The 25,770-nt window shown below is 70.2% G+C and carries 16 protein-coding genes; 9 read left to right on the top strand and 7 right to left on the bottom strand.

Annotation, left to right across the window (positions count from 1 at the left end; genetic code table 11):
• Window positions 1-85 precede the first annotated feature (85 nt).
• The 3 genes from FHX81_RS34325 to fdxA form a co-directional block, all read right to left on the bottom strand.
• Window positions 86-7,285, bottom strand: a complete 7,200-nt coding sequence (locus FHX81_RS34325) for a type I polyketide synthase (RefSeq protein WP_141982667.1) — start codon at window positions 7,283-7,285, stop codon at window positions 86-88.
• Window positions 7,282-11,439, bottom strand: coding sequence for a non-ribosomal peptide synthetase (locus FHX81_RS34320; RefSeq protein ID WP_141982666.1), 4,158 nt, complete (start codon window positions 11,437-11,439; stop codon window positions 7,282-7,284). Before FHX81_RS34320 ends, FHX81_RS34325 begins: the two co-directional genes overlap by 4 nt.
• 74 nt (window positions 11,440-11,513) lie before the next feature.
• A complete protein-coding gene (fdxA, locus tag FHX81_RS34315; protein ID WP_141982665.1) occupies window positions 11,514-11,840 on the bottom strand; it encodes a ferredoxin in 327 nt (108 codons plus the stop codon).
• Between the two features lie 157 nt (window positions 11,841-11,997).
• Between fdxA and FHX81_RS34310 the strand changes: the two genes are divergently transcribed.
• The 4 genes from FHX81_RS34310 (at window position 11,998) to FHX81_RS34295 (ending at window position 16,366) form a co-directional block, all read left to right on the top strand.
• Window positions 11,998-14,457, top strand: a complete 2,460-nt coding sequence (locus tag FHX81_RS34310; RefSeq protein WP_141982664.1) for a heavy metal translocating P-type ATPase — start codon at window positions 11,998-12,000, stop codon at window positions 14,455-14,457.
• A gap of 103 nt (window positions 14,458-14,560) precedes the next feature.
• On the top strand, window positions 14,561-14,986 hold the full coding sequence (locus FHX81_RS34305) for a carboxymuconolactone decarboxylase family protein (protein ID WP_141982663.1): 426 nt from the start codon (window positions 14,561-14,563) through the stop codon (window positions 14,984-14,986).
• Between the two features lie 98 nt (window positions 14,987-15,084).
• On the top strand, window positions 15,085-15,510 hold the full coding sequence (locus tag FHX81_RS34300) for a hypothetical protein (RefSeq protein WP_141982662.1): 426 nt from the start codon (window positions 15,085-15,087) through the stop codon (window positions 15,508-15,510).
• A gap of 337 nt (window positions 15,511-15,847) precedes the next feature.
• Window positions 15,848-16,366, top strand: a complete 519-nt coding sequence (locus tag FHX81_RS34295) for a MerR family transcriptional regulator (protein WP_170232273.1) — start codon at window positions 15,848-15,850, stop codon at window positions 16,364-16,366.
• A gap of 13 nt (window positions 16,367-16,379) precedes the next feature.
• On the opposite strand, the gene FHX81_RS34290 is transcribed toward FHX81_RS34295, so the two are convergent.
• Complete coding sequence (locus FHX81_RS34290; protein WP_141982660.1) at window positions 16,380-16,781, bottom strand: heavy metal-responsive transcriptional regulator; 402 nt, start codon at window positions 16,779-16,781, stop codon at window positions 16,380-16,382.
• A 130-nt stretch (window positions 16,782-16,911) separates the two neighbouring features.
• Window positions 16,912-18,426 carry an MFS transporter gene (locus FHX81_RS34285; RefSeq protein ID WP_170232272.1) on the bottom strand — a complete coding sequence of 505 codons (1,515 nt, stop codon included), beginning with the start codon at window positions 18,424-18,426 and terminating at the stop codon, window positions 16,912-16,914.
• A gap of 410 nt (window positions 18,427-18,836) precedes the next feature.
• On the opposite strand from FHX81_RS34285, the gene FHX81_RS34280 reads away from it, so the two are divergent.
• A complete protein-coding gene (locus tag FHX81_RS34280) occupies window positions 18,837-19,835 on the top strand; it encodes an arsenic resistance protein (protein WP_141982658.1) in 999 nt (332 codons plus the stop codon).
• A 4-nt stretch (window positions 19,836-19,839) separates the two neighbouring features.
• Here the strand turns inward: FHX81_RS34280 and FHX81_RS34275 are convergent, their stop codons facing one another.
• Window positions 19,840-21,735: an ATP-dependent nuclease gene (locus FHX81_RS34275; protein ID WP_170232271.1), complete on the bottom strand. Its 1,896-nt coding sequence runs from the start codon at window positions 21,733-21,735 to the stop codon at window positions 19,840-19,842.
• A 137-nt stretch (window positions 21,736-21,872) separates the two neighbouring features.
• On the opposite strand from FHX81_RS34275, the gene FHX81_RS40930 reads away from it, so the two are divergent.
• The 4 genes from FHX81_RS40930 (at window position 21,873) to FHX81_RS34260 (ending at window position 24,730) form a co-directional block, all read left to right on the top strand.
• Window positions 21,873-22,019 (top strand): hypothetical protein, encoded by a 147-nt coding sequence (locus FHX81_RS40930; RefSeq protein WP_170232270.1) that lies wholly within the window; start codon window positions 21,873-21,875, stop codon window positions 22,017-22,019.
• A gap of 218 nt (window positions 22,020-22,237) precedes the next feature.
• Window positions 22,238-22,990 carry an alpha/beta hydrolase gene (locus tag FHX81_RS34270; RefSeq protein WP_342787241.1) on the top strand — a complete coding sequence of 251 codons (753 nt, stop codon included), beginning with the start codon at window positions 22,238-22,240 and terminating at the stop codon, window positions 22,988-22,990.
• 88 nt (window positions 22,991-23,078) lie between these two features.
• Complete coding sequence (locus FHX81_RS34265; RefSeq protein ID WP_141982656.1) at window positions 23,079-23,939, top strand: alpha/beta fold hydrolase; 861 nt, start codon at window positions 23,079-23,081, stop codon at window positions 23,937-23,939.
• The gene (locus FHX81_RS34260) at window positions 23,936-24,730 is read left to right on the top strand and encodes an alpha/beta hydrolase (RefSeq protein WP_141982655.1); all 795 of its coding nucleotides are present in this window, start codon (window positions 23,936-23,938) and stop codon (window positions 24,728-24,730) included. The genes FHX81_RS34265 and FHX81_RS34260 overlap by 4 nt, the downstream gene beginning before the upstream one ends.
• A 259-nt stretch (window positions 24,731-24,989) precedes the next feature.
• Here FHX81_RS34260 and FHX81_RS40925 read toward each other — a convergent pair whose 3' ends face one another.
• Window positions 24,990-25,619 (bottom strand): alpha/beta fold hydrolase, encoded by a 630-nt coding sequence (locus tag FHX81_RS40925; RefSeq protein WP_170232269.1) that lies wholly within the window; start codon window positions 25,617-25,619, stop codon window positions 24,990-24,992.
• Window positions 25,620-25,770: the final 151 nt, after the last annotated feature.

Genomic DNA, 25,770 nt, shown 5'->3' with positions numbered 1-25,770 from the left:
GATCGCCCGGTGGCCGATGCCCACGAGACCGAGCCCGCCCCGACTTCGGCGGACTCGCTCGTGGACACCGGTCACCGCTGATCGATCACAGTCGGACGACTTCCAGGTCGTCGGAGTCGGGGACTTCCTCCTCGCGCACGACAGCCTTCACCGCGATCTGCTTGCACAGGTCTTTCACGATGTCCCGGACGGTGCTGCCGTCGAAGAGCGCCTCGCCGGGCAGCGCGACCGACAGGCCGGTGAGCAACCGGTCTCGCAGTCGGACACCCATGAGGGAGTCCAGGCCGAGGTTGGTCAATCTGGTGTCGGCGAACCTCGCCCGCAGTTCCTCCCGGTCGACGGCGCTGAGCCCCAGCAGCACCGACGTTTCCCGGAGCAGGAGGTCGGTCACCTCGGCTTCCGCGCCTTCGGGGTCGGTCAGGACCAGTTCACTCACGTCCGGTGCCGTCGGCGTTGTCCGCTCAGTGGTCCCTCCGAGGGCCGAGAGCAGCGTGTTGTCGGCCGATCCGCCGTTGACGGCGAGGTAGCGGTCCCAGTCGACCTTGGCCAGACCGAGCCGGGTGTGGCCGCCGGCGAGCACCGCCGACAGCACGGACGCTCCTTCGTCGTCGCTGATGCCGTGCAGGCCGCCGCGGGCGAGTTTCTCCGCCAACCCTTCGCCGGTCGCGAGGCCACCGTCCGACCACGGCCCCCAGTTGACGCTGGTGCCGCGAAGCCCTTGTGCCTGCCGCACGTCCGCCAAGGCGTCCAGGAAGGCGTTGGCCACCACGTAGTTCGCCTGCCCGGCGGACCCGATCAACGAGGCGAACGACGAGAACACCACGAACAGGTCGAGCTGATCGCCCCGGGTGATCCGGTGCAGGTTCCACGCACCCCGGGCCTTGGCGGCCAGGACGTGCTCGAACCGGGACCAGTCGAGGTCGGCGAACGCCCCGTCGTCGGTGGTGCCCGCCGCGTGGACGACGCCGCGCAACGGCGGCATGTCCTCGGCGATCCTGGCCAGCGCGTTGTGCAGGTCGCCCTCATCGGTGACGTCGGCGGTCAGCAGCACGACCTCGGCCCGCTCGCGGAGTTCGACGACCCAGTCGGGGTCCGGCTCGGGCCTGCGCCTGCCCACCAGCGCGATGTGCCGCGCGCCGTGCTCGACCAGGTGCCGGGCGGTGACGCGGCCGAGCGCGCCCCAGCCACCGGTGATCATGAAGGTGCCGTCCGCGCGGAGTTGGAGGTCGACGGCGTCCGGCTCGGTGGCGCGCAACCGGGCTCGGAGCCACTCGCCGTCGCGCAGCGCGAGCCTGCCCGATCCGCCGAGGCCGGTGGCCCGGGACACCACGTCGGACGGCTCGGCGGTCCCGTCGTGGTCGACGTGGACCACCGGCAGGTCGGGGTACTCGGCGGTCAAGGCGGCGGCGACGCCGGCGAGCGCGGCACGCGCCACGCGCGGCACGTCGCCGGGAGTGCCGGCCGCGTGCTCGGTGCACAGGATGATCGTCGGACGCTGCGCGGCCAGTCCTGGCAGCACTTCCCTGAGGGGCAGGACGGCGCGCCGCGCGGACTCCTCGAACCCGGCCAGGTCGTCGCTGCGCGGTGTCGCCCCGATGACCACGATGCCGGTGACGTCGCCGGGCACATCGCGCCCTGTGTACCCGGATGCGGAGATGCCCTTGGCGCGCAGGCGCTCCTCCCAGTCCAGGGTGGTGTCGTCATCAGGTCCGACGAGCAGCCAACCCCCACCCGGGCGCGCGGGTTCGGGCAGCTCCGCCCGCACCCAGTCCACTGTGTACTGGCGCAGTGGTGCGTGGAGCGCGGTGCCGACAGGACGCAGGACGAGGCCGCGCAGCTCGGCGAGGACGGTGCCGGTGGTGGAGGTCAGCCGCACGTCGACGACGTGCTCGCCGGAGTCCCGCACGCCACGGGACTTGGCGTGGGACCACAGGTCGCCGGGCAGCGGGGCGTGCACCACGACCTGCTCGACCGCGACGGGCACCAGAGGGCTGGGCAGGTTGGGGATGAAGGCGGCGGCGACGTGCAGGCAGGCGTCGAGCACGACCGGGTGCAGGGTGTAGGACCTGTCTTCCGGGCGCCCGGTGTCCACGCTGATCCGCCCCACGGCCTCGTCACGCCCGAGCCACAGTTGCCTGACCCCGCGGAACGCGGGCCCGTAGGCCATTCCCGCGGCGGCGAAGCGTGAGTACAGCGCGTCCGGGTCTTGCCTGACCAGCTCCCACGCCAGTTCCTCCGCGGAACGGCCTGCTCCGGGCGCGACCGCACCGCGGCGCGCGGCACCGGCTCGCGCCCTGGGCGTCCAGCGGTCGTCGCCGTCGCGGCGGGCGTAGCAGTCGACCGCTCCCCCGGCCGGGTCGACGACCGCCTGGACGGTCGCGGTCCGACCGGGTTCGAGGGACAGTGCGCTGGTGAACCGGATGTCGTCGATGGTCCACGTGTCGCCGCCGAGCACGGCCTTCGCGGCGGCCGTGATCCACTCGGTCATCGCCGCGCCCGGCAGCAGGGCGGCTCCCCCGATCCGGTGCTGCTCGACGAACCACGGCCGGGTCGCGCCGATCTCGGCCGAGAACCACTCGCTGGGCGCGCCCGCGATGTCGACGCGATGACCGAGCAAGGGGTGACCGGGCGCTCGCCGGTCGCGGATCGCGCCGGGGGTGTACCAGTGGCGGTCCGCCCTCAAGGGGTGGCCCGGCAGTGCGGCCGGGTCGACGGGACCGTCGCCGGCCCGGGAGGCCACCGTGCCGCCGGAGCTGTGCCAGGCGGCCAGGGACAGCACCAGTCGCCGGTCGTCCTCGTCCTGTCGGTGGCCGCTGGTCAGCCAGGTCGCGTCGGGCACGCTGCGCGGCCCGAGCGGGGAGAGCACGGGTTCGGGGCTCATCTCGGCGAAGTGCCGGACGCCGAGCCGGCCGAGCGTCCTCAGGCCCTCGGCGAACCGGACGGGGCGGCGCAGTTGGTCGACCCAATGGGCACCGGTCGGCTCCGACGCGGGCAGCAGCTCGCCGCTGAGCGTCGAGACGATCGGGATGCGCGCTTCGTGGTGCCGGACGTGCCGCACCTGGTCGGCGAGGGCGTCGGCCACGGGTCCCATGAGCGGCGAGTGGAACGCTCGGTTGACGCTCAGCCTGGTCACCGTGGCACCGCGTTGCACCCAACGCGCCGCGCATTCCTCCGTCGCGCCTTCCGGGCCGGAGATCGTGATGTCCCCCGGGCTGTTGAACGCCGCGATCGCGACGTCACCGTCCTGGAGTTCATCCAGCAGTTCCTCGACGTGCTCGGTGCGCACGGCGTACATGGCGCCGGGCGGGGTCTGCTGCATGAGACGTGCGCGCAGCAGGACGAGGCCTGTGGCGTCTTCAAGGGTGAGCACGCCGGAGATCGCCGCGGCGGTGAACTCACCCAAGCTGTGACCGATGAGGTAATCGGGTTCGACGCCGAACTCACGCCACAACCGCGCCACGGCGTACTGGGTGGCGAACATGGCGGGCTGCCCGTAGCGGGTCTGCGCCAGGTCGACCAGCTCGCCTCCTTCGCCGGCGAGGGTCGGCAGCAGGGAGGCACCGAGGTCGGCCCGCACGATCGCGTCGACCTCGGCGAGGGCGTCGCGGAAGGCCTGGTGGCGCTGGTACAGCGGCCTGGCCATACCGGTGCGCGCGAACCCCTGGCCGGGGAACATCCAGGCGAGCGGTCCCGGTCCCGTGTCGGGCACGGTGCCGGTCAGGACGAACGCTGACGGTGTCCCGGACCGGTGCTCGCGCAGTGCTTCGAACGCTTCCGCGGCCGTGCGCGCGACGACGGTCGTGCGGTACGGGAAGCGGGTGCGCCGGTGAGCGACGCGGCACAGCGCGGCGAAGTCCGCGCCGCCTTCGGTCCGGTTGAGCACGTCGACCACGGCGTCGGTCAGTTCGGCCAGCGCGCGGTCGCTCTTGGCGTACAGCGGCAGCATCCGCCAGGTGCCCGAGTCGTCATCGGTCGGGCGGGGACGTTGTGGTGCCTGCCGGACGATCACGTGCGCGTTGGTGCCGCTGAAGCCGAACGAGCTGACGGCGGCCACGCGGGGACCTTCCTCGTCCGACCACGGTTGCGGTCGGGTCGGGATCCGGCACCGGGTGCCGTCCAGCGTGACGTGCGGGTTGAGCTGCTCGAAGTGCAGGTGGGGCGGCACGAGGCCGTGCTCGACCGCCAGGATCGCCTTGAGCAGGCCGGCGACACCGGCGGCGGCTTCCAGGTGGCCGAGGTTGGTCTTGGCCGATCCCACCCACAGCGGGCTCTTCGCCTCCGGCGCGCCGTAGACGGCGGCGATACCGGCCAGCTCGACGGGGTCACCGAGGCTCGTTCCCGTGCCGTGCGCCTCGACGTAGCCGACATCGCCCGGGGCCAGGCCGGAGTCGGCCAGCGCACGCCGCATGACCGCTTGCTGTGCCAGGGCGTTGGGCGCGGTGAGGGTGTTGCTGCGGCCGTCCTGGTTGACCGCCGAGCCCACGACCAGCGCCCGGATCCGGTCCTGGTCCCGTTCGGCGTCGGTCTGGCGCTTGAGCACGACCACGCCGCAGCCTTCGCCCCGCACGTACCCGTCGGCCGACGCGTCGAAAGTCTTGCAGCTCCCGGTCGGCGACATCATCCCGGCCTGGGAGAACGCCACCACGAGGTCGGGGTCGAGCAGCAGGTTGACGCCGCCGACGATCGCGGTGTCGCACTCACCCCGCCGCAGGCTCTCGCACGCGTTGTGCACGGCCACCAAAGACGACGAGCAGGCGGTGTCGGTGGACGCACTCGGCCCGGTGAGGTCGAGGAAGTAGGAGATGCGGCCCGCCGCGACGCTCAGCGAGGTCCCGGTGCCGGTGTAGGCGCCCGGTTCGACGTGGTCGCGGACCATGAGCCGGCTGTAGTCGGTGGTGCTGATGCCGGCGAAGACGCCCACGTTGGCACCCGCGATCGCGTCGGCCGGGACACCGGCGTCTTCGAGCGCCCGCCAAGCGGTGGTGAGGAGCAGTCGCTGCTGGGGGTCCATCGCCGCGGCCTCCTCGGTGGACACGCCGAAGAACCGCGCGTCGAACCCGGCGACGTCGGGCAGGAACCCTCCCCACTTGGTGGTGCTGTGTCCCGGGACCGGCGCTCCCTCGCGGTACCACGAGTCGGTGGACCAGCGGTCGGCCGGCACCTCGGTCACCGCGTCGCGTCCCTCGGACAACAATGACCAGTAGTCGTCGACCGAGTCCGCGCCGGGGAACGCGCAGGCCATGCCGACCACGGCGATCGACTCGGTCGACGCGACGGGTTCGGCGGTGGCGGGCGTCTTGACACCCGTGGTGAGCGCGACGGCCAAGCGGAGGATCGTCGGGTTGCCGTAGAGGGTCGCGGGGTCGACGGGCCGGCCGAGCCACGCGGCGAGGTCCCCGCTGAGGCCGAGGGCTTGAGCCGAGTCCAGCCCCAGGCCGCCGAAGGTCGCGTCCACCGGGACGTCGGCGGGCGTGAGGCCGGTCTTGGCCGCGACGCGGGCGCGCAGCCACTCGACGACGGACGCCGTGTCGCGGTCCGCGGTGGCCTCGGTGGGCGCAGCGGCCGTCACCGGACCGGAGGCGTGCTCGACCTTGAGCTCCCCGCGCAGGTAAGCCCGCTTGGTGAACTGCCTGCGGACCTTGCCGCTGGTGGTCACGGGCAGCGACGCGGGCCGGATGAACACGACGGTGTCGATGGCCACGTCGTGTTCTTCGGCGACGGCGCCGCGTACCTTCCGTGCGACTTCGGCCAGGTCGTGCTTGCCGCGTTCGGTGCGCTTGAGCTCCTGGACGACGACCAGGCGTTCCTCGCCGTCGACGTCGACGGAGAAGGCCACGCCGAGGCCGCGGTTGAGCGCGGGGTGGGCGTCGGTCATGGTCAGCTCGATGTCCTGCGGGTGGTGGTTGCGCCCCCGGATGATGATCAGGTCCTTGCGGCGGCTGGTGATGTAGGCCTCGCGGTCGATCAGCGTGCCGAGGTCACCGGTGCGCAGGTACGGGCCGGTGCCGTCGGCCAAGTGGGCGCCGAAGGTCTCGGCGGTGTCGTCCGGCCGGTTCCAGTAGCCGGCCGCGACCGTGCGACCGCCCAACCAGATCTCACCCTCGCGGCCCTCCGGCAAGGGTTCACGGGTTTCGGGGTCGACCACGATCATCCGGGTGTCGCCGAGGGACGGACCGTTGCTGAGCAGGCGCTGACGACGTGGTCCCGGCGTGCCGGCGGGGACGACGTCGACCCGTCCGTGCGCGAAGCCCTCGACGTCGACCTCGACGACCCTGAGCCCGTTGCGCGGTGGGTGCGTGGTGACCGCCAGCGTCGACTCGGCCATGCCGTAGGCGGTGCGGAACGAGTCGGGCCGGAACCCGCAGGAGGCGAACTCCTCGGCGAACCGGTCGACGGTGTCGGCCCGGATCGGCTCGGCACCCAGTGCGAGCACCCTCCAAGTGCTCAGGTCCAGCGTCGCCTTCTCCTCTTCGGTGATGCGCTCGCAGCACAGGTCCAAGGGGAAGTTCGGGCTGAACGACACCGTCGCTCGGTACTTGCTGACGGCGGCGAGCCAGCGCAGCGGTCGCTGCACGAACACCGGCGGCGGGATCATCACCGTGGTGGCGCCCAGCAGCAGTGGCATGAACAGCCCGGCGATCAGGCCGAAGTCGTGGAAGAGCGGCAGCCACGTGACGACGACTTCCCGCGAGTCCATGCCGAGGCCGGTGCTGAACAGCGCCGGCTGGTAGACGATGTTGTCGTGGGTGACCACCACACCGCGGGGCCGACTGGTGGATCCGGAGGTGTACTGCAGGTAGGCGACGTCGTCCGGGCTGGTCGCCGGAGGGCTCCAGTCATAGGCGGCGTACGCGGCGAGGTCTTCGACGGACCAGAGACTGCAGCCGTACTCCTCCGGCAGGTGCGCCATCGGCCCCTCGGTGGAGGCCACGATCGCCAACGCGGGTCGGCAGTCCTCCACGACGTGGTCGACGCGCTCGCGGTGGGTGCTCTTGGTGGGCGGGTTGAGCGGCACCGGCACCGCGCCCGCGTAAAGGCAGGCCAGCACGCTGACGACGTACTCGACGCTGGTGGGCAGCATGATGATCACCCGCTCGCCGGTCAGGCCGGTGTGCTGCATGCGTGCGGCGAGTTCGCGGACGCGGGCGTCGAGTTCGGCGTAGGTGAGCCGGGTGTGCTCGGTCTCGCCGTCGGCGAGCACGATCAGGGCGACGCCGTCGGCGCGCTTGACGGCGTGGTCGCGCAGCACGTCGACGAGCAGGGGGAAGTCGCGACTCACGATCATGCCTCCAGCACTGGTTCGAGGTGGTCGCGCACCGCGTCCGCGACGGGGATGACGTGCTGGTCGGTGAGCAGCGTGTAGTGGGTGCCCGGCAGGGCGACACCGGTCGCGGTGCCCGTGGTGAGGGTGCGCCACCCCCAGTCGGCGTCGGCGGCGTGCGGGTGGTCGGCGAACTCGCTCACCACGCCGTCGGCGGCTCGGACGACCAGCACGTCGGCGCCGATGACGGTGGGCTTGTGCCGTCGACAGGCGTGCACGACCCCGGTGAACACCGCGTACGTGTTGCGCAGGTGCGCCTCGTCGACCGCGACCGCGCGGCCGGTGCGGCGTTCGAGCATCTCCAGACCCGCGCGGAGCCGATCGTGCTCGGGAACGGCGAGCAGGGCGGCGCGTTCGTCCGCGGTCGCGTCGTCGGCGTGGAAACCCAGGTCGAGGTCTTCGAGGAACCACAGCAGCATCGACACCGGGTCGACCTCGGGCGCGGGCATCGGGGCGGGCGAGTCGAACACGAACAGGCGGCTCACGCGGTCGCCACCCAGTTCCAGCTTGTGCGCGACGTGCGCCGCGATCACCGCGCCTGACGACCAGCCGCCGAGGACGTAGGGCCCGTGCGGCTGTACGCGGCGGATCTCCTCCACGTAGCGGACGGCGAAGTCCTCCACCTCCACGGGCACCTCCTGGCCGGAGTCGGGCCCGGGCGCCTGCACGCCGTACCACTCGGCGTCGACGAGTTCGGCCAGCGGCCGGTAGGCCAGCACGCTGCCGCCGGCCGGGTGGACCAGGAAGACCCTGGGCGCGCCGGGGTTCTCGCGCAGCGGGACCAGCGTCGACCAGGTTCGGGCCTGGCTCAGGTGCTCGCACAGCGCCGCGACGGTGCGCCCGGACAGCAACGCACCCAACGACAGGCGCTTGCCGAGCTGCCGGGAGATCTGGCTGATCACCCGGAGGCCCGCGAAGGACTGGCCGCCGAGCTCGAAGAAGTCTTCGAACACACCGACCCGCGGCAACTCCAGCACCGATGCCCAGATGGCGGCCACCTCGGCTTCGAGGTCGGTGCGCGGCGCGACGTACTCCCGTGCGGGCTCGCTGTCGGCGGGGGCCAGTGCGTCGAGGGCACGTCGGTCGACTTTGCCGTTGGAGGTCAAGGGCAACCGGTCGAGGACGGTGACGTTGGCCGGCACCATGTACCTCGGCAGCCGCTCGGCCAGGAACTCGCGCACCTCCTCGCCGTCGACACCCGTCGCGGCGGCGAAGCCGACGAGCTGGCGGCCGGCGACGGTGTCGCGGACGGTGACCAGGGCCCTGGACACGGCCGGGTGCTGCGTCAGGACGTGCTCGATCTCGCCGAGTTCCACGCGGAAGCCCTGGATCTTGACCTGGAAGTCGGCGCGGCCGAGGAACTCGATCGTGCCGTCGGGCAGGTAGCGGCCCAGGTCGCCGGTCCGGTAGAGCCGCTCACCGGTCCGCGGGTGGGTGACGAAGGCGGCGTTGGTGCGCTCCTCGTCGTTGAAGTAACCGACGGCCACGCCGACGCCGCCGATGTGCAGGTGTCCGGGCACCCAGGTCGGCGCGTCGGCCCCACCCTCGTCCAGCACGTGCCAGGTCTGCCCGCCCAAGGGCTTGCCGTAGGGGACGCTGGTCCATGCCGGGTCGACCTCGTCGACGGGGTGGTGGATCGACCAGATCGACGCCTCCGTCGCGCCGCCCAGGCTGATGACGCGCGCGTTCGGCGCGACCCGGCGGATGCGGTCGGGCAGGTCGACGGGGATCCAGTCGCCGCTGAGCATGACCACCCGCAGCGATGGCATGGTCAGGCCGGTGGCCTCGGCCTCCTCGACCGCGAGTTGCATGAGCGCCGGGACCGAGTTCCACACCGTGACACCGGCCGACCTGATCGTGGACACCCAAGCGCGGGGATCGTGCAGCTCGGACGGGTCGGGCAGCACGAGCGTCGCGCCCGCCGCAACGGTGCCGAACACGTCGTAGACGGACAGGTCGAAGCACAGCGAGGAGATGCCGAAGACGACGTCCGCCGCGCCGATGCCGAACCGGTCGTTGATGTCGACGACGGTGTTCAGCGGTCCGCGGTGGTCGAGGGCGGCGCCCTTGGGCGTGCCGGTGGAACCAGAGGTGTAGATGACGTAGGCGAGGTCCAGCGGGTCCCGCCGGGGCACCGGCTCGACCGGAAGCTGGGTGACCTCCGTCCCGACCACGTGGACGGTCACGTCTCCGAGATCGGCGATGCGGTCGTGCAGGGCGTCGACGGTCACGACGTGCTCGGCTTCGCTCGCCTTGAACAGGTGCGCGATCCGATCGACCGGCCACTCGGGGTCGATGGGGACGTAGGCGCCGCCTGCCGACAGCACCCCCAGCACAGCGGCTGATTGCCGACACCCCTTCGGCAGCACGACCGGCACGAGCTGCCCAGGGGTCATACCCGCGTTCCGCAGTGACGCCGCCACGTGCGTGCTCTGCTCGTGCAACTCGCGGTACGTCACGGTGTTGGTCGGGGTGCGCACGGCGACTCGATCCGCCGAGTCGACGGCGCGCTCGGCCAGCGCGTCGTGCAGCAGGCCGTCAGGAACGTGGTGCGGCAGTTGATTGAGCGCGCGGCGCGCGGTGAGATCGCTGTCGGGGACGAGGTCGAAGGCGGTGCGCTGCCACCACGTGTCGTCACTCGCCAGGCCGACGACGAGCCGGTGGAAGGCGTCGAGCATGGCGTCGATGACGCCGTTCGGGAACATCGATTCGATGACGTCCCAGGCGATCCACATCGTGCCGTCGTCCTGCTCCCAGAACTGGCAGTCGAGCAGCACCTGCGGAGTTTCGAGGGTCGAGTAGGTGGGCCGGTCGAACTTGCCCATGAACAGGCCGCTGCTGATGACGAACGGGCACGCCGCCCGACCGGGGGTGCGACGGTGTTGGTTGAGCGCTTGGAGCACCTTCACGCCGCTCCAGTGCGTGTGCTGCATGTCCTGCAGCACTTGGGCGCGCAGCCGTCGTGCCTTGGCCTCGAAGGACTCGTCACCCCGCCAGTCGACCTCCAGCGGGTACAGCGAGGCGAAGTTGCCCATGATCTCGCCGATCTGCGGGTGCAGCGGCAGGCGGTGCGTGACCATGTTGTTGAGCAGGAAGTGCTTGGTACCGCTCCAGGTGGCCACGACCTCGGCGTAGGCCGCGTACATCACGTTGCTGTCGGTCAGGCCGTGGGCTCGGGCACGCCGCTTCAGCGCGGTCCACTGCTCGGCGGACAGCACGAGCTCGCGGCGGTTGAGCTCGGACCTGCCCTGTGCCTGCGCGCCGGTCGCCAGCGGGATCGAGGGCGCGTCGGGCCACTCCGGGATGCGGTCCCGCCAGTACTTCTCGGACTCCTGTCCGAGGGGGGACCGCTCGATCTCGGACAGCGTGACGATGCAGTCCCGGAAGCTGATCTCCAACTCGGGCAGCACGAGTGCCGGGTCCCGGTAGAGGCCGAACACGGCGTCCAGGAAGCGGCTGGTGCCCATGCCGTCGCTGAAGAAGTTGTTGTTGTTGTAGTGGATGCGGGCGTCCCGCTCGCCGTGCAGGCTGATCCGGATGTCCAGCCACGGCCACCGGTTCAGCGGCAGTTGCCGGCGGCGGACCCCTTCGCGGATCCGCAGCAGTTCACTCCGCACCTGCTCCTCGGGCATGCCCCGGAAGTCGTGGACCACCGGCTCCAGCGGCACGAACTCCGGTATGCGCCGAAGTCTCATGTCCTCGGTGACGGCGACCAGGTTGTCCCGCTGCCGCAGCAGGTTGCGGTTCACCGCGTCGACGAACCTCTCCACGTCCAGGTCGACCAGGTCGAACTCCATGTACTGGTGAGGCCGGACGTGGTACTCCAGCCCTTCGGCGGAGCCCACCAGGAACGAGGTCTGCAGGTCGGACAGGGGGAACGGCTCGTCGGCCGCCACCGGGTCCGGCACGACCTGCGGCAGGGCGTGCGCGGTGCGCGCGGCTCCCGACAGCCAGCGGATGATCGCCGGCTTGTCGGCGACGATGCGGTCGCGCAGGTGAGCCGTCAGCGCGCCGCGCGGCGCGCTGACCTCGAGCTCGTTGTTCCCGACGAGCCGGACCCTGATCTCCGTGCGTGCCAGCTCGCCGAGGATGGGCGGCATCGGATCGGTGATGGTCATGGTGTCCCCTCGTCTTCCGGATGCGCGTCGGAGGTGCCGCCGGGGTGGGCTGCCGGTCGTGCCGGTGAGGCGGCTCAGGCCGGGTCGCCCTGCGGGGGCAGGTCCCTGATCACCTGCGGGTCGGCCGAGACCTTGCCGACCTTCGAGGCACCCCCCGGCGACCCCAGTTCCGCGAAGAAGTCGGCGTTGGCCTTGGTGTAGTGCGCCCACTGCTCGGGCACGTCGTCCTCGTAGTAGATGGCCTCGACCGGGCAGACCGGCTCGCACGCACCGCAGTCGACGCACTCGTCGGGGTGGATGTAGAGCATGCGGTCGCCTTCGTAGATGCAGTCGACGGGGCACTCCTCGATGCACGCCTTGTCCATCACGTCGACGCAGGGTTCCGCGATCACGTAAGTCACCGATCTCCTCCTCACACGGTGGCAGCGGCTAGTCTCGAAGTTGAACTCGGCTTCAAGTCAAGCGGCGAGAACAGGGCTTGACCTTGGAGTGGGGTCCAACCTTTACCGTCGGTTCCGCTAGGTGGTCTTCCCTATGCGAACAGGCGGGTGACCTGCAGTGACCACACAACCCTTAACCAACGGGGCGGACGCTCCGGCGGAAGCGGGCCTGGAGATGCGGCGGTACCGCGTCCTCGCGGGCTGCGTCGAGTGCGCCAGCGACCTCACGCCGTTGCGCCGGGTCGAGGGCGTGCGCGACGTCAAGATGCTCTCCGCGTCCGGCGTGCTCGCGATCCAGGCGCCGAAGACGCTCAGCGACACCGTGCTCCTGCGCACCGCCGCCGCCTCCGGGTTGACCCTCGAACCGGAGAAGCCGGCGGTCGTGGACGAGGCGCCGCAGAAGAGGTCGCGCTGGTGGTTGCGTCCCGAGATGATCCTCTTGGGCATCGCCGCGTTGTTCATGGCCGCCGCGGACATCGTCACCAGGCGCGCGCCGGAGGCCACCACGCTGGCCAACACCCTGGCGGTCATCTCGATCGCCACCGGCATCATCCACCCCGGCCGCAACGCGCTGGTGATGCTGCGCAACAAGCGGTTCACGATCAACGTGCTGCTGGTCGTGGCGGTCATCGGCGCGATCCCGCTCGGCAAGTTCGTCGAGGCCGCGTGCGTCGTGGTGATCTTCTCCCTGGGCATCATCCTGGAGTCGTTCGTCGCCGACCGGGCCCGCAAGTCGATCCAGAAGCTGATGGACCTGGCACCGCGTCGGGCGGAGCGGTTCACCTTCGGCGGAGCCGTGGAGACGGTGCCGGTCGAGGACCTGGCAGTCGGCGACCTGGTGCTGGTGCGCCCCGGTGCCCGGCTGCCCACCGACGGCGAGGTCACCCAAGGGGCGTCCTGGGTCGACACCTCCGCCATCACCGGCGAGTCGATGCCGGTCGAGGTCGTGCCCGGCGAGGCCGTCTACGGCGGCACGCTCAACGGTGACGGCGCGCTGCGCGTCAAGGTCACCAAGCAGTACCAGGACACCGTCCTGGCCCGCGTCATCCGCGAGGTCGAGGAGGCACAGCAGAACCGCGGCCGCGCCCAGCGGTTCGCCGACAAGTTCGGCGCGATCTACACGCCGGCGATGATCGGCGTCGCGGTCCTCATGGTGGTCCTCGGGCCGCTGGTGTTCGGACTGTCCTTCACCGACGCGTTCTACCGGGCACTGGTCGTGCTGATCGTGTCCTGCTCCTGCGCGCTGGTGCTGTCCGTGCCGGTCAGCGTGGTGTCCGCGGTGGCCCGCGCCGCCCGTGACGGCGTGCTCATCAAGGGCGGCGCCTACCTGGAAGAACTCGGCCGGCTCAAAGCGGTCGCGTTCGACAAGACCGGCACCCTGACCCTGGGCCGCCCGGCCCTGGTGGCCGTGCACACCCTGGACGGCGACAACGACGACGAACTGCTGCGCCTGGCCGCCGCGGTCGAAGCCGCCGCCACCCACCCGATCGCCGAGGCGATCGTGCACGCCGCCCGTGACCGCGGCGTCGACGTCCGGCCCGCGGACGACGTGTCGATCGTGGCGGGCAAGGGCGCCGAGGCCACTGTCGACGGGCGCCGGATCGCGGTCGGCCGCGTCGCCGACTACAGCAAGGACGCCTCGGCCGCCGCCGCGCTGGCCGAGATCGAGCAGGCCGGCGCCACCCCGGTCGCCGTCACCGCGGACGGCGCCCTGATCGGCCTGCTGGGTGTGGCCGACGAGCTCCGCCCCGAGGCCAGGACCGCCATCACCGAGCTGCGCTCGCTCGGCGTCGCGCACACCACGATGCTCACCGGCGACCGCGAGCGCGTCGCCCGGTCGATCGCCGACCAGCTCGGCATCGAGAGCGTGCGGGCGCAGCTGATGCCCGCCGACAAGAGCGCCGCGATCACCGCCATGCGCGACGAGCACGGCACCGTCGCGATGGTCGGCGACGGCGTCAACGACGCGCCCGCGCTGGCGACGTCCAACGTCGCGGTGGTCATGGGCGCGGCGGGCACGGACGTGGCCATGGAGACCGCGGACGTCGCCCTGATGTCAGACGACCTGACCAAGCTGCCGTACACCGTGCGGTTGGCCCGGCGGGCGAACCGGATCATCGCGCAGAACGTCGCGATGTCGCTGATCGTCATCGCGGGCCTGGTCGTCGCGGCGCTGATCGGCGCGTTCAACCTGACCCAAGGGGTGCTGATCAACGAGGCATTTGCCCTGGTGATCATCGCCAACGGCCTGCGGCTGCTGCGCGGCGGCAAGAGCGGAAAGCAGAGGACGACCGTGACAGCTCAGACGAAGGCACGGGTCGAGCACTCGGCGACGTTGCCGAAGACCGCGTTCGAACTGCCGGTGGTCGAGTCGGTGTCCGCGGGCGGTGGCTGCGGTGACGACTGCGGCTGCGGTCCGAAGGCCGAGGTCGGAGCCCCCGAGGTCACGGCGCCGAAGATCGTCCCGCTGGAACGGCCCGTGGCCTCCGGTGGCGGTTGTGGCGACGACTGCGGATGCGGCTCCTCGTCGGACAAGACGGTGCAGCAAGTCGAGTTCGGGCGGCGCACCGGCGACTGACCGAAACAACCGCACCTGACTGCCGCTTGGCGGCGGTGTCACCGGGCTCCCCCCTCCCGGGTGACACCGCCGCCGTCCCCCATTTCCCCACGATGGAGAAACGATGCCCAAGCTCGACCCGTTCGCAGGCCCCGGCTTCGCCGCGATGAGCACGCTGTCCAAGGCGGTCGACGACGACGCCGAACTCCCCCTTGGCCTGGTGGAGCTGATCAAGCTCCGCTGCTCGCAGATCAACGGCTGCACCTACTGCGTGCGCATGCACATCGAGAAGGCCCTGCACGCGGGGGAAACGCAGGATCGCGTGGACAACGTCGCCGAGTGGGAGACGAACGTCGCGTTCACGGACCAGGAGCGCAGGATCTTCGCCTTGGCGGAGTCCGTCACCCTCGTCGCCGACACGCACGTCGATGAGGAGGTCCTCGACGCCGCCATCGCGGACCTGGGGCCGGCGCTCACCCAGCAGGTCGTCTGGGTGGTCGCCGTGATCAACGCCTTCAACCGCCTGGCCATCACCGCCCGCATCGAGTAGCCGGACCGGCTCGGAGGCTGCTGGGCCCGCCCGAAAGACGTCATCCCATCGGGTGCGCCGGACGGGCCCGCAGTCTTCTCCAGGGTTACCGTGGATCCATGACCGATGAAGTGGGCCGGCCGGCACCGCAGCCGTCCGAGCCGCACGGACGTCAGGTCCACGACCTCCGGCCCCCGGCACCCCTGCCCTCCGCCCGCTTGCTCGACCTCCGGCCGGTGTCGGGCGTGCCGATCGCCTGCACGTTGACGGGCGACGAGAAGGCGAAGCGGGTCGACGAGTGGCGCGCCCTGCTCGACGGCGCACGGCCCGAGGGCATCACCAACGGCCTGCGGTGGAGGCTTTCCACCGCGCGGGCAGGTGCCGCGGCAGAACTCGCCGCGGCCGAACAGCGTTGTTGCGCGTTCTTCGACTTCACCCTCCGCCTCACCGAGGGAGAGCTGGTCCTCGAGGCGTATGCGCCTGAGGACGCGGCAGAGCTGTTCCTGGACGTCTTCGGCACTCCGGCCGGCACCGTCGACATGTAGTCGGTGACCACTCCAACCCGCCCCCGACTTCGAACTTCGGGAATCCGCACCTTCGAGTCGGCGAACCGTCGACATGATCGACACGGCACAACACGGTGTTGTAGCTGTTGCGAACCCGCGCATCAGCTCACGGAGCCCGCCCCAACCGGGAGGTAAGTGGCCCACGTCACATCAATGATGGGGAATGTCGCGCGCGTCGTACGTCGACCCACCCCTACGGCGGAACGGCCTACTTCCGATCCGCCCCCGTACCGTTCAAGATGCATCCTGTACCGACAGATCGACGCTGCCGAGCCGCACGGCGGGACTGCCGGGCCGACCGACCTGGGGGACGATCATGACAGGAGACCTGCTGCCGATCGACCAAGTGGCGAGGTTGTCGGGTGTGGCGTCCTCGGCGCTGCGCTACTACGAGCGGGTCGGCCTGATCGAAGAAGGCCCCAAGATACGCGGCAAACGACACTACCCGCAGGGCGTGCTCGACCGCCTGTCCATGATTCGCACGTGCCAGAACATCGGCTTCAGCCTCACCGAGATCGCCTCGCTGCTGGACGAAGCCGAGGAATCCGGTGGCTCGTGGCAGGAGATCGCCGCACAGCGCCGCGCGTGCATCCAGCGCGAGATCGAGGAGCGCCAAGCCTGGCTGAACACGCTGAACTCGACGCTCGCTTGTGGCTGTCCGCAGTTGGTCAAGTGTCCCCAGGTGGCCGGTTGCCCGCTGATGGTCATGGCGAACCCTGGCGCGGACGCTGGCCAGGCGAGCAAGCCGCAGGCCCCGACCTCCTCCGCCGGTGCCGAGCGGCGCGCCGCCAGCGAGTCGGCACCCTCGTCCGTCGAGGCAGGTCTTCGCAGGTAGGCTGCCGCCGCAGTCAGCCACCGGTGATGACGACCGGTCGCCAGACGCCGGGTTCCGGGTTGGGGCACTCGGCGCTGGGCAGCTGCTCGACCATGGCCGACAACTCGGCCCGAAGCGCTTGCAACCGCTCCATCTCCTGGTCGAGTTCTTCCATCCGGTCGCGCAGCAGGACCGCCGCGTCACCGCACGGGCACTGGCCGGTGTCGCGGATCTGGAGCAACTCGGAGATCTCCCGCAGGCGCAGACCGAGTCGTTGCGCGCCCTGGATGAAGCGGAGCCGGTCGACGGCTTCCTCCCCATAACGCCGGTAGCCCGATCCGCTGCGCGGAGGTTCGGGCAGCAGACCGACTCGTTCGTAGTAGCGGATGCGGTCGCCGGTCACACCGGCACGCCGGGCCAGACCGGCGACCGTCATGTCCCCGGATGCCACGTGCCCCGTCCGCACGTCATCGGGGTGGCCCGAAGTCCTCACAGCAGGTCGATTCACGTCTTCGTCCCATCTTGAGCAGCCCGGGCCACCGCCGAGAGCCTTTCGCCGCGACTGGTCAGCGCGACACGTCCGCGTCCGCCTTCGAGGTGGTGGAGCGGCGCTCGCGCAGCAGCAACGCGATCACGACGAACACGACCGCGCACAGAGCCGCCATCGTCCAGAGCAAGCCGTGCAGACCGGACGCGAAGGCCTCGCCCGCAGCTCTCATGAACGCCTCGCGCTGGTCCTCGGGGATCGTCTCGGCCGCACGGGCGAGGTCACCCTGGTTGAGGGCGTTCGCCAGGCCGTTGGGGTCGTCGGAGTACGGACCGAACTGAGCCGCGCGCTCGCTGACCGCGTTCTGGGTGAAGCTGACGAGCAGAGCACCGGCCACCGCGATGGAGATCGTTTCGCCGGTCAGGCGCACGGTGTTGAACATGCCCGCCGCCATGCCGGCACGGGTGGCGTCGACGCTGCTGACCGCGGCCCCGTCCAACAGGCCGAACGAGATGCCCACCGCGATACCGATCAGAGCCAACGGCCCCAACAGGTTCAGGTAGCCGATGCCCGGCTCGATCACGGTCAGCCACGCCAGGCCGATCGCGGCCAGCGCCGCCGTCAGCGTGATCTGCACCCAAGCCGGAACCCACTTCACCGCCATGCCCGCAACGCCGGGGAACACGAGCGCCAACACGGTCAGCATCAGCATCACCGCGCCGATCTGCGCCGCCGCCAAGCCGTCCACGGAGGCCAGGTAGGACGGCAGGTAGATCACCAGCGGCGCAAAGCCGAACACGACCGGGATCGTCGCCAGCGATACGCCCAGGAACTTCGGCTGCTTGAGCAGGGCCAGGTCGAACATGGGCTGCTCCTGGCGGCGCTCCACGACCACGAACGCGATCAGTGCGGCCACCGTGCCAACGAGGGTGGCGATGATGACGGGGTCACCCCAACCCCACTGCGGCCCCTGGATGAGGCTGAAGATCAGCAGCAGGAGCGCGAGGGTGAACGTGGTCGTTCCCGCCCAGTCGACCCGGTTCGCCTGCGGGTTGCGCGACTCGCGCAGCACCCGGGTCAGCAGCAGCACGACGACGCCCACGACCGTCGGCAGCAGGAACACCGAGCGCCAGCCGAACGAACTGATCAGCACACCGGACACGCTGGGCCCGAAGACCAGACCGACGCCGACCGCCGTGCCGAACATGGCGAACGCCTTGGCTCGCGCAGGCCCCTCCTCGAACGTGTCGGCCAGGATGGCGCTACCGCTCGTCGTGGCGGCAGCGGCACCGATACCGGCCACCACGCGCGCCAGGTCGAGCAGCAGGATCCCCGGAGCGATCGTGGAGACCAGCGAACCGAGCACGAACAGCGACACACCGACGCGGAACACCCTGCGACGACCCAGCAGGTCGGCCAGCGAGCCGGTCGCCAGCATGAACGCCGCGTAGGTCAGGTTGTAGCCGTTGACCACCCATTGCCCGGCCGCCAGTGAGTTGTGGAACTCGCCGTTGATCGCGGGAAGCGCCACCGACGACCCGGTGATGGCCAACGGGAACAGCACGACCGTCAGGCACACCGTTAGCAGGGACAAGCCGGAACCACGACCGGCTTCCCTCTGATCACTTCTCGCCTTGGTGGACATCCGTTCCCCTCTGTGTCTCCGACCCGCAGCCGTCACCGCGCGACCCCGAACAGTCCGGTAGCAGGGGCGAAGGTAAGGGTTGGAGCGCACACCAAAGTCAACCCGCTTTGACGGTGACCTGAGTCACACGTAGTCGCCCGGCCAGTTCAGCTTCGAGTGACGACCGGCCCGTCATCCCATCGTGCGGTTGCAGCTTGCCTTGGAGCTGACTCCAAGGCTTACCGTTCATCCATGACCAATGGAGTGAGCCGAACGGGGCAGCCACCCGATGGGCCACTTGGCACGACTGGTGAACTGGCCCCAGCAGCACATATGGTCGTGGAGACGGGCGGACCTACTTCCGCGGAAGAGGCCGTTCGATGACCGCTGCGCACTGGGCTGGCGTCGCGGCGCTACTGGAACGACGGCAGGTGCCCATCTTCCTCGGCGCGCTGGCATTCGGCGTGCTCATGGGATGGACGGCACCCGATATCGTTCCCACCTTGGAGCACGCCATCTCTCCGGTCCTGGGTGCGCTGCTCTACGTCACGTTCCTCCAGGTGCCGCTGCGCGAGTTGACCCGGTCGTTCCGCGCGGGCAAGTTCCTGGCCGCCACCCTCGTGGCCAACTTCATCGCCGTACCCTTGGTCCTCGCAAGCACGTTCTGGCTCCTGCCAGACGACCACGCCGTCCGTCTCGGCGTCCTGCTCGTGCTGCTCACACCCTGCGTCGACTACGTGATCGTCTTCTCGGCCATGGCCGGAGGCAGCGGACAGCGCCTGCTCGCCGCAACGCCCCTCCTGCTCATCGCCCAGATGCTGCTCCTCCCCCTCTACCTGACCTTGTTCCTCGACGGACACTCCACCGCGTTGATCGAGCCCGGCCCGTTCGTCGAGGCGTTCCTGTTCCTCATCGCGCTACCGCTGACCCTCGCTTGGGCCACCCAGATCTGGGCCACCCGCAAACCAGCGGGTTACGCCTTCAGCCTCAAGACGAGCAGCGCCACGGTGCCTTTGATGGCGGCCACCCTCATCACCGTGGTGGCTTCGCAGGTGCCCGCCTTGGCCGGACACCTGGCCAAAATTGCCGCGGTCCTCCCCTTCTACGGCGCGTTCCTCGTCGTGATGGCTTTCGTCGGCTTGGCGGTCACGCGCTTGTTCCGCTTGGACGTGCCGGACAGCGGGGCGGTCATCTTCGCGGGCGCGGCCCGCAACTCGCTCGTCGTGCTGCCCTTCGCCTTGGCCCTGCCCGAGAGCTTCTCAGTCGCGGTGGCCGTGATCGTCGCGCAGACCCTCGTCGAGGTTATCGGCATGGTGATCTACATCCGCGCCGTTCCCCGGCTCACCGGACCTCGCCTGATCGTGAAGTCGAAGCCGTGAGGCGTCATCCGACCAGGCGGTGCACGCGGTGCAGAACGTCCTGAAGGAACTTCGGAGCCGGTGAGGTGATGCGGCGGGCCGCAACGAGGTAGAGCAGGGCGTTCTTCTTGTTGCCGGTCGCCAGTCCGGCTTCGACGACCAGGTCGAGTTGGTCGACCCAGCCGGCCCACTGCTTCTCCAGCAGCGGTTCGAGGGTGTCTTCGAGCACCGCGTACCGCGCGTGGGCGGCGGACTCGGGGAAGTCCTCCTCGTCGGCCTGCAGGTAGGCCAACATCTTGCGGTTGTCGGCCGCGTCCTTGCGAGACTGTGCAGTGACGTCTTTCTCTGAACGCCCGTTACGGCGCATCCGTGCGCTGTTGTCCTTGTCGCCGTCGAACATGGCGTAGCAGGGGATGCCCAGCTCGGACAGGACGGCGTGCCCGAGCATGACGCCGTACTTGCCGCCCATGTCGACGACGGTGATGCCGCTGCCGAGCAGAGAGGTCACTGAGGACTTCTCTGCCAGGCCTTCGAGCACGGCCTTGTCACTGGTGCCTTCGACCAGCACGGCGGCGTTGGAGAACAACGCCTCGGAGAGCCTGGTGGCGGTGACCGCGTCGAGTTGCGATCTGACGTTGTGGTGGTAGCCCGACAGTCGTTTCTCCACCTCCGCGATCGAGGTGGACCGCACCGACACCGTGGGCGCACGTCCGTCTATCGCTCGGGCTTCTCGCGTGATGCGTCGGACCTGGTCGAAGTTGCCGGCGTCAACGAAGTAAGGACTGTGGGTGGCGTAAACGATCTGGATGTTCTGGCCCGGGTCTTCGGCGAGCTTGCGCAGCACTGAAGCGAACGCACGGGCCTGCACGGGATGTTGGAACAGCTCGGGTTCCTCGATGGCCAGGCAGATGGAGCCCTCCCCCTTCCCCGCCATGCCGCGATCGGCGAGCAGGTGCAGCGCGGACACCAACAAGGTGCGCTGGAAGCCGTGCCCCTGCTTCTCCACCGGAGTGCCGATCTCGGAGTCCAGGACGGACAAGGTGAACTGCGTTCGCGGTGGCTTGATCTCCTGCTTGGCCGCCTGCACCACCACCGTCCTGCCCACCGTGAACTGGCTGACCGACGTGGACAGCGCGGCGGACAGGTCCTGCAACTGCCGCTTGAAGTTGCGGTCGAAGATCTCCTCCTGCCGCGCCTCCACCGACGCGGTCAGTTCCCGGATGTCCTCGTCAGCTGCGGACCGGTCCACGGTCCGCTCCAGGATCCTCCCGATCAGCGCCGTGCGACCGTCCCGTGACTCCTCGCTCGCCCGCATGTCGGCGCTGACGAAGACGTAGTCGAACAGACCGGACATCACGGCCTGACCGGCGAAGCCGAACAGGTTCGTCACGGTCACGGCCGAGTCCTCCAGCCTGTTCGTGTTCTCCAGTTCCCAGGTCTTCATCGCTTGCTCGCCGGCGGCCTTGCTCGTCCACGCGGGCAGACCCAGATCCGGGTCGGTCGCGCGAAGGTCCTGGTAGAGCCGCTTCATCTCGGTCGCGCTCGGGGCTTTGCGGATCGCGTCGAACCCGGGAAAGGTCCGCGCGTTGCCGCTCATCATCTCGGAGCCGTCGACGTCCCGGATCTTCCAGATGACGCACCTGTCGGAGTCGACCGTGACGTACTTGCCCAGCTCATCGCGGTCGGCCTCAGTGAGACGGTCGAACTCCACCTCCACCGACACCTTGCCGTCGGTGCCGTGGGTGCGATCGTCGTCGACGAGCTCGGATGCCCTTCCACCGTTGAAGAACCAGTCCAGTGCCCGCAGCACGGTCGACTTGCCCACGCCGTTCGGACCGATCAACGACGTCACGTCATCGAAGTGGACCTCGACGTCTTCCAGACAGCGGAAGTTCTTGATCCGAACCTTGGCGATCCTCACCGCGGGCGATCCCAACTCTCGTCACAGCCGACTGCCCGGGTCGTGATCAGGTCGGGCACGTTGTGGATCACATCGACGAGCAGCCGATCTTCGCTACGACGATCAGCAGCCTTCACCCGAACGGATGAAGAGCCGCCTTGCCAGAGCTACGTGAACGCAACCTGCGCAGACAGCGCCACCAGTCGGAACGGATCGACATCGCGGTGCAGCTCGGGCCGCGGGCGGGTGACGGCTGCGACAAGGGCAATCCGGATGACGTGAAGGGTTTCCGGTCGTTGCAGTAGCCGGCCGACCCGCAGCGAGCTCGTAGCGCACGGGTCACCTCGTACAGCGGGGGACGCGATCGCCGGGAACGCCCGCCGCGGGGGGCGGCTCGCCAGTCGGATGACGGCAGTCGTAAGCGGGGTGGTTGAGACGAGGTGCAGTCATTCGACCGAAGCAGGGCGGCCCCCCGGATTCCTACGGTGAGCGGGTGATCAGATCCGGTTCCGAAGGGGTTGCCATGTCGTCTCGTCCCGGTCTCGCCGCCGGCGTGCGCCGAGTTGTCACCGGACTCGCGGTGGTCCTGCTCGTCTTCACCGCCACACCGGCCTCGGGCTCCTCCGCGGGATCCGGGCACCGGCCCAAGCCCACCGTCGTGCTGGTGCACGGCGCCTTCGCGGACGCGTCCAGCTGGTCCGAGGTGGTGCCGCGGTTGCAGCGCAAGGGCTACCCGGTGCTGGCCCCGGCCAACCCGCTGCGGGGAGTGGACTCCGACTCCGCCTACCTCGCCAGCGTGCTGAGCACGATCAGCGGGCCGATCGTGCTGGTCGGGCACTCGTACGGCGGTGTTGTCATCACGAACGCCGCCACCGGGAACGCGAGCGTGAAGGCGCTGGTGTACGTGGCGGCCTTCGCACCCGACGCGGGTGACACGGTCGGCGGGTTGCAGGTGCGGTTCCCCGGCACCAAGCTCGGCCTGCCCGCGCTGGACGTGCGGGAGTTCCCGCTGGCAGGCGGTGGCGTCGGCCACGAGGGGTACGTCAAGCCCGCGTTGTTCCGCGACATCTTCGCCGGTGACCTGCCACCCGCCAAGGCCGCGCTCCTCGCGGCCACGCAGCGCCCCGCCGACGTGCAGACGCTCGGCCAGGTGTCCGGTGAACCGGCGTGGCGGACGATCCCGTCCTGGGCGCTGATCGCTCGCGACGACAACCTGATCCCGGCCGCCGCGCAGCGGTTCACCTCGACCGCGCGCACGCTCGCGCGGTCGAGGTGAACGCCTCCCACGTCGCGATGATCTCCAAGCCGTCCGCCACCGTCGACCTGATCGTCGACGCCGCCACCAACCGCTGAGAGGACCTGACATGGGCTACGTGACGACCGACGACGGCACGCGGATCTTCTACAAGGACTGGGGCTCCGGGCGTCCCGTGGTGCTCAGTCACGGCTGGCCGCTCAACGCCGACAGCTGGGACGCGCAGGCGCTGTTCCTCGCCTCCCGCGGCTACCGGGTCGTGGCGCACGACCGGCGCGGGCACGGCCGGTCCGACCAGACCTGGCACGGCAACGAGATGGACACCTACGCCGACGACCTCGCGGCCGTGCTCGACGCGCTCGACCTGCGGGAGGCGACCCTGGTCGGCTTCTCCACCGGCGGCGGCGAGGTGGTCCGCTACGTCGGCCGCCACGGCACGGACCGGGTCGCGCAGGTCGTGCTGGTGTCGGCGGTGCCGCCGTTCATGCTCCGCACCGACGACAACCCCGGCGGCGTCCCCGTCGAGGTGTTCGACGGCATCCGCGCCGGCTCCCTGGCCGACCGCTCCCAGCTCTACCAGGACCTCGCCGACGGCCCGTTCTTCGGCAACAACCGGCCCGGCGCGGACGTGTCGCAGAGCATCCGGGACGCTTTCTGGCTCCAGGGCATGCAGTCCGGCCACCGCAACGCCTACGAATGCGTCGCCGCCTTCTCCGCGACCGACTTCCGGGCCGACCTCGACGCGGTGGACGTGCCCGCGCTGGTCATCCACGGCGACGACGACCAGGTCGTGCCGTTCGACGTCGGCGGCAAGGCCTCCGCGGACCGGATCAAGGGCGCGACGCTCACCGTGTACCCCGGCGCGCCGCACGGCATCACCGACACCCACAAAGAACAGCTCGGCGACGACCTGCTGGCGTTCCTCCGCTCCCACGACTCCGACCGCGCCCCCACCGAGGAGAACCGATGACCCCCGACACGATCGTCCTCGTCCACGGTTTCTGGGTGACCGCGCGGAGCTGGGAGCACTGGAAGACCCACTACGAGAAGCAGGGCTACCGGGTGCTCGCGCCCAACTATCCCGGCTTCGAGGTCGAGGTCGAGTCGCTCAACGCCGACCCGTCGCCGATCGCGAACGTCACCGTGCCGCAGATCATCTCCCACTTCGAGGCGGTCATCGGCGAGCTGTCCTCGCCGCCGATCATCATCGGCCACTCGGCGGGCGGCGCGTTCACCCAGGTCCTGTTGGACCACGGCTTCGGCGCGGTGGGCGTGGCGATCAACTCCGCGCCCACCGAGGGCGTGGTGGTGGCCCCGCCGTCACAGCTCAGGTCGACGTTCCCGATCCTGCGCAACCCCGCGAACCGGCACAAGGCGGTCGGCTTCACGCACGAGCAGTGGCAGTACGCGTTCACCAACACGTTCACCGAGGAGGAGTCCCGCGCCCTCTACGAGCGCTACCACATCCCGGGCTCGGCCGGCATCCTCTGGAGCAGCCTGCTCGCGAACGTCCAGCCCGGTCACCAGGACGTGTGGGTCGACTACCGCAACGACAACCGCGCGCCGCTGCTGTTCGTCTCGGGCGGCGAGGACCACCTGATGCCTCCGAGCGTGCAGAAGTCCAACGCCAAGCACTACAAGTCCGACGCGGTGACCGAGATCCGCGAGTACGCCGGGTACGCGCACCTGCTGCCCGCGCAGGAGGGCTGGGAGCGGATCGCCGACGACGTCCTGGCCTGGGCCGTCGCCCATGCCCGTTGACGGACCTCGGGTCACGCACATCGGCGGCCCGACGACGCTGATCGAGCTCGACGGGCTGCGCGTGCTCACCGACCCGGCGTTCGACGCCCCCGGCCGGAGGTACGCCTTCGGCCGGGGGACCCGTTCGTGGAAGACCGCCGGGCCCGCCGTCACCGTGGACGAACTCCCCGCGCTCGACGCGGCGCCGCTCTCCCACGACCACCACGCGGACAACCTCGACGACGCGGGCCGGCGCTCCTCCCGTCCGCCGGGGTCGTCCTCACCACGGTCGCGGGCGCGCAGGCTCGGCGGCAACGCCGTCGGGTTCGCTCTGCGCCGCCCCGGCGCGGACCGGGTGGCGCTGTGGATCTCCGGGGACACCGTGCCGCACGGCGGGGTGCGGCGGTTCGCCGAGCGGGCAGGGGTGGACGTCGCGGTGCTGCACCTGGGCGCGGTCCGGTTCGACATCACCGGCCCGGTCAACCACACGATGACGGCGCAGCAGGCCGTCGAGCTGTGCGGCCTGCTGCGCCCCGGGGGCGTCGTTTCGGTGCGCTACGAGGGCTGGAGCCACCTCGGTGAACGGCGCGGGGCCGTCGAGCAGGCGTTCGAAGGCGCGCCGGCGGAGGTCAGATCGGCGCTGCGGTGCCACCTGTGCGGCGAGCCCGCCCAGCGACCAGCCGCCCAGCACCACCCGGCCCAGGTCGAGGGCGGTGATCGGGTCGGCCGCGTCGCCGGCCGGCGCGGCCGGATCGTAGGAGGGCGTCCCGGTGGACCGGCCGAGGCCGCTGTGGTCGAACGTGACGACCTGGAGGCCCTCAGTGGCAAGAGCGTCCACGAACAGCGGGTCCCAGGTATCGAGGGTGCCCCGGAAGCGGTTGCACAGCACCAGTGGCGTGCCCTCGCCCACTGTGCGGTAGGCGAGGGTGCGGTAGCAGAGGGTGCGGTCACCGGCGCGGACGGAGCGGGTGGGCTGACCCGCGCGCCGCGGTCGTTCGTCGTCATGCGAGCGACCCTGCTCGGTTCGGCGGTCGGCGAAATCGGTCACCTCACTGAACGCG

This window comes from Saccharothrix saharensis (genome assembly GCF_006716745.1).
In the GTDB taxonomy this organism is placed as follows: domain Bacteria; phylum Actinomycetota; class Actinomycetes; order Mycobacteriales; family Pseudonocardiaceae; genus Actinosynnema; species Actinosynnema saharense.
Note: the sequence above shows the minus strand (reverse complement) of the source record. Positions and strands in the feature narration are given on the sequence as shown.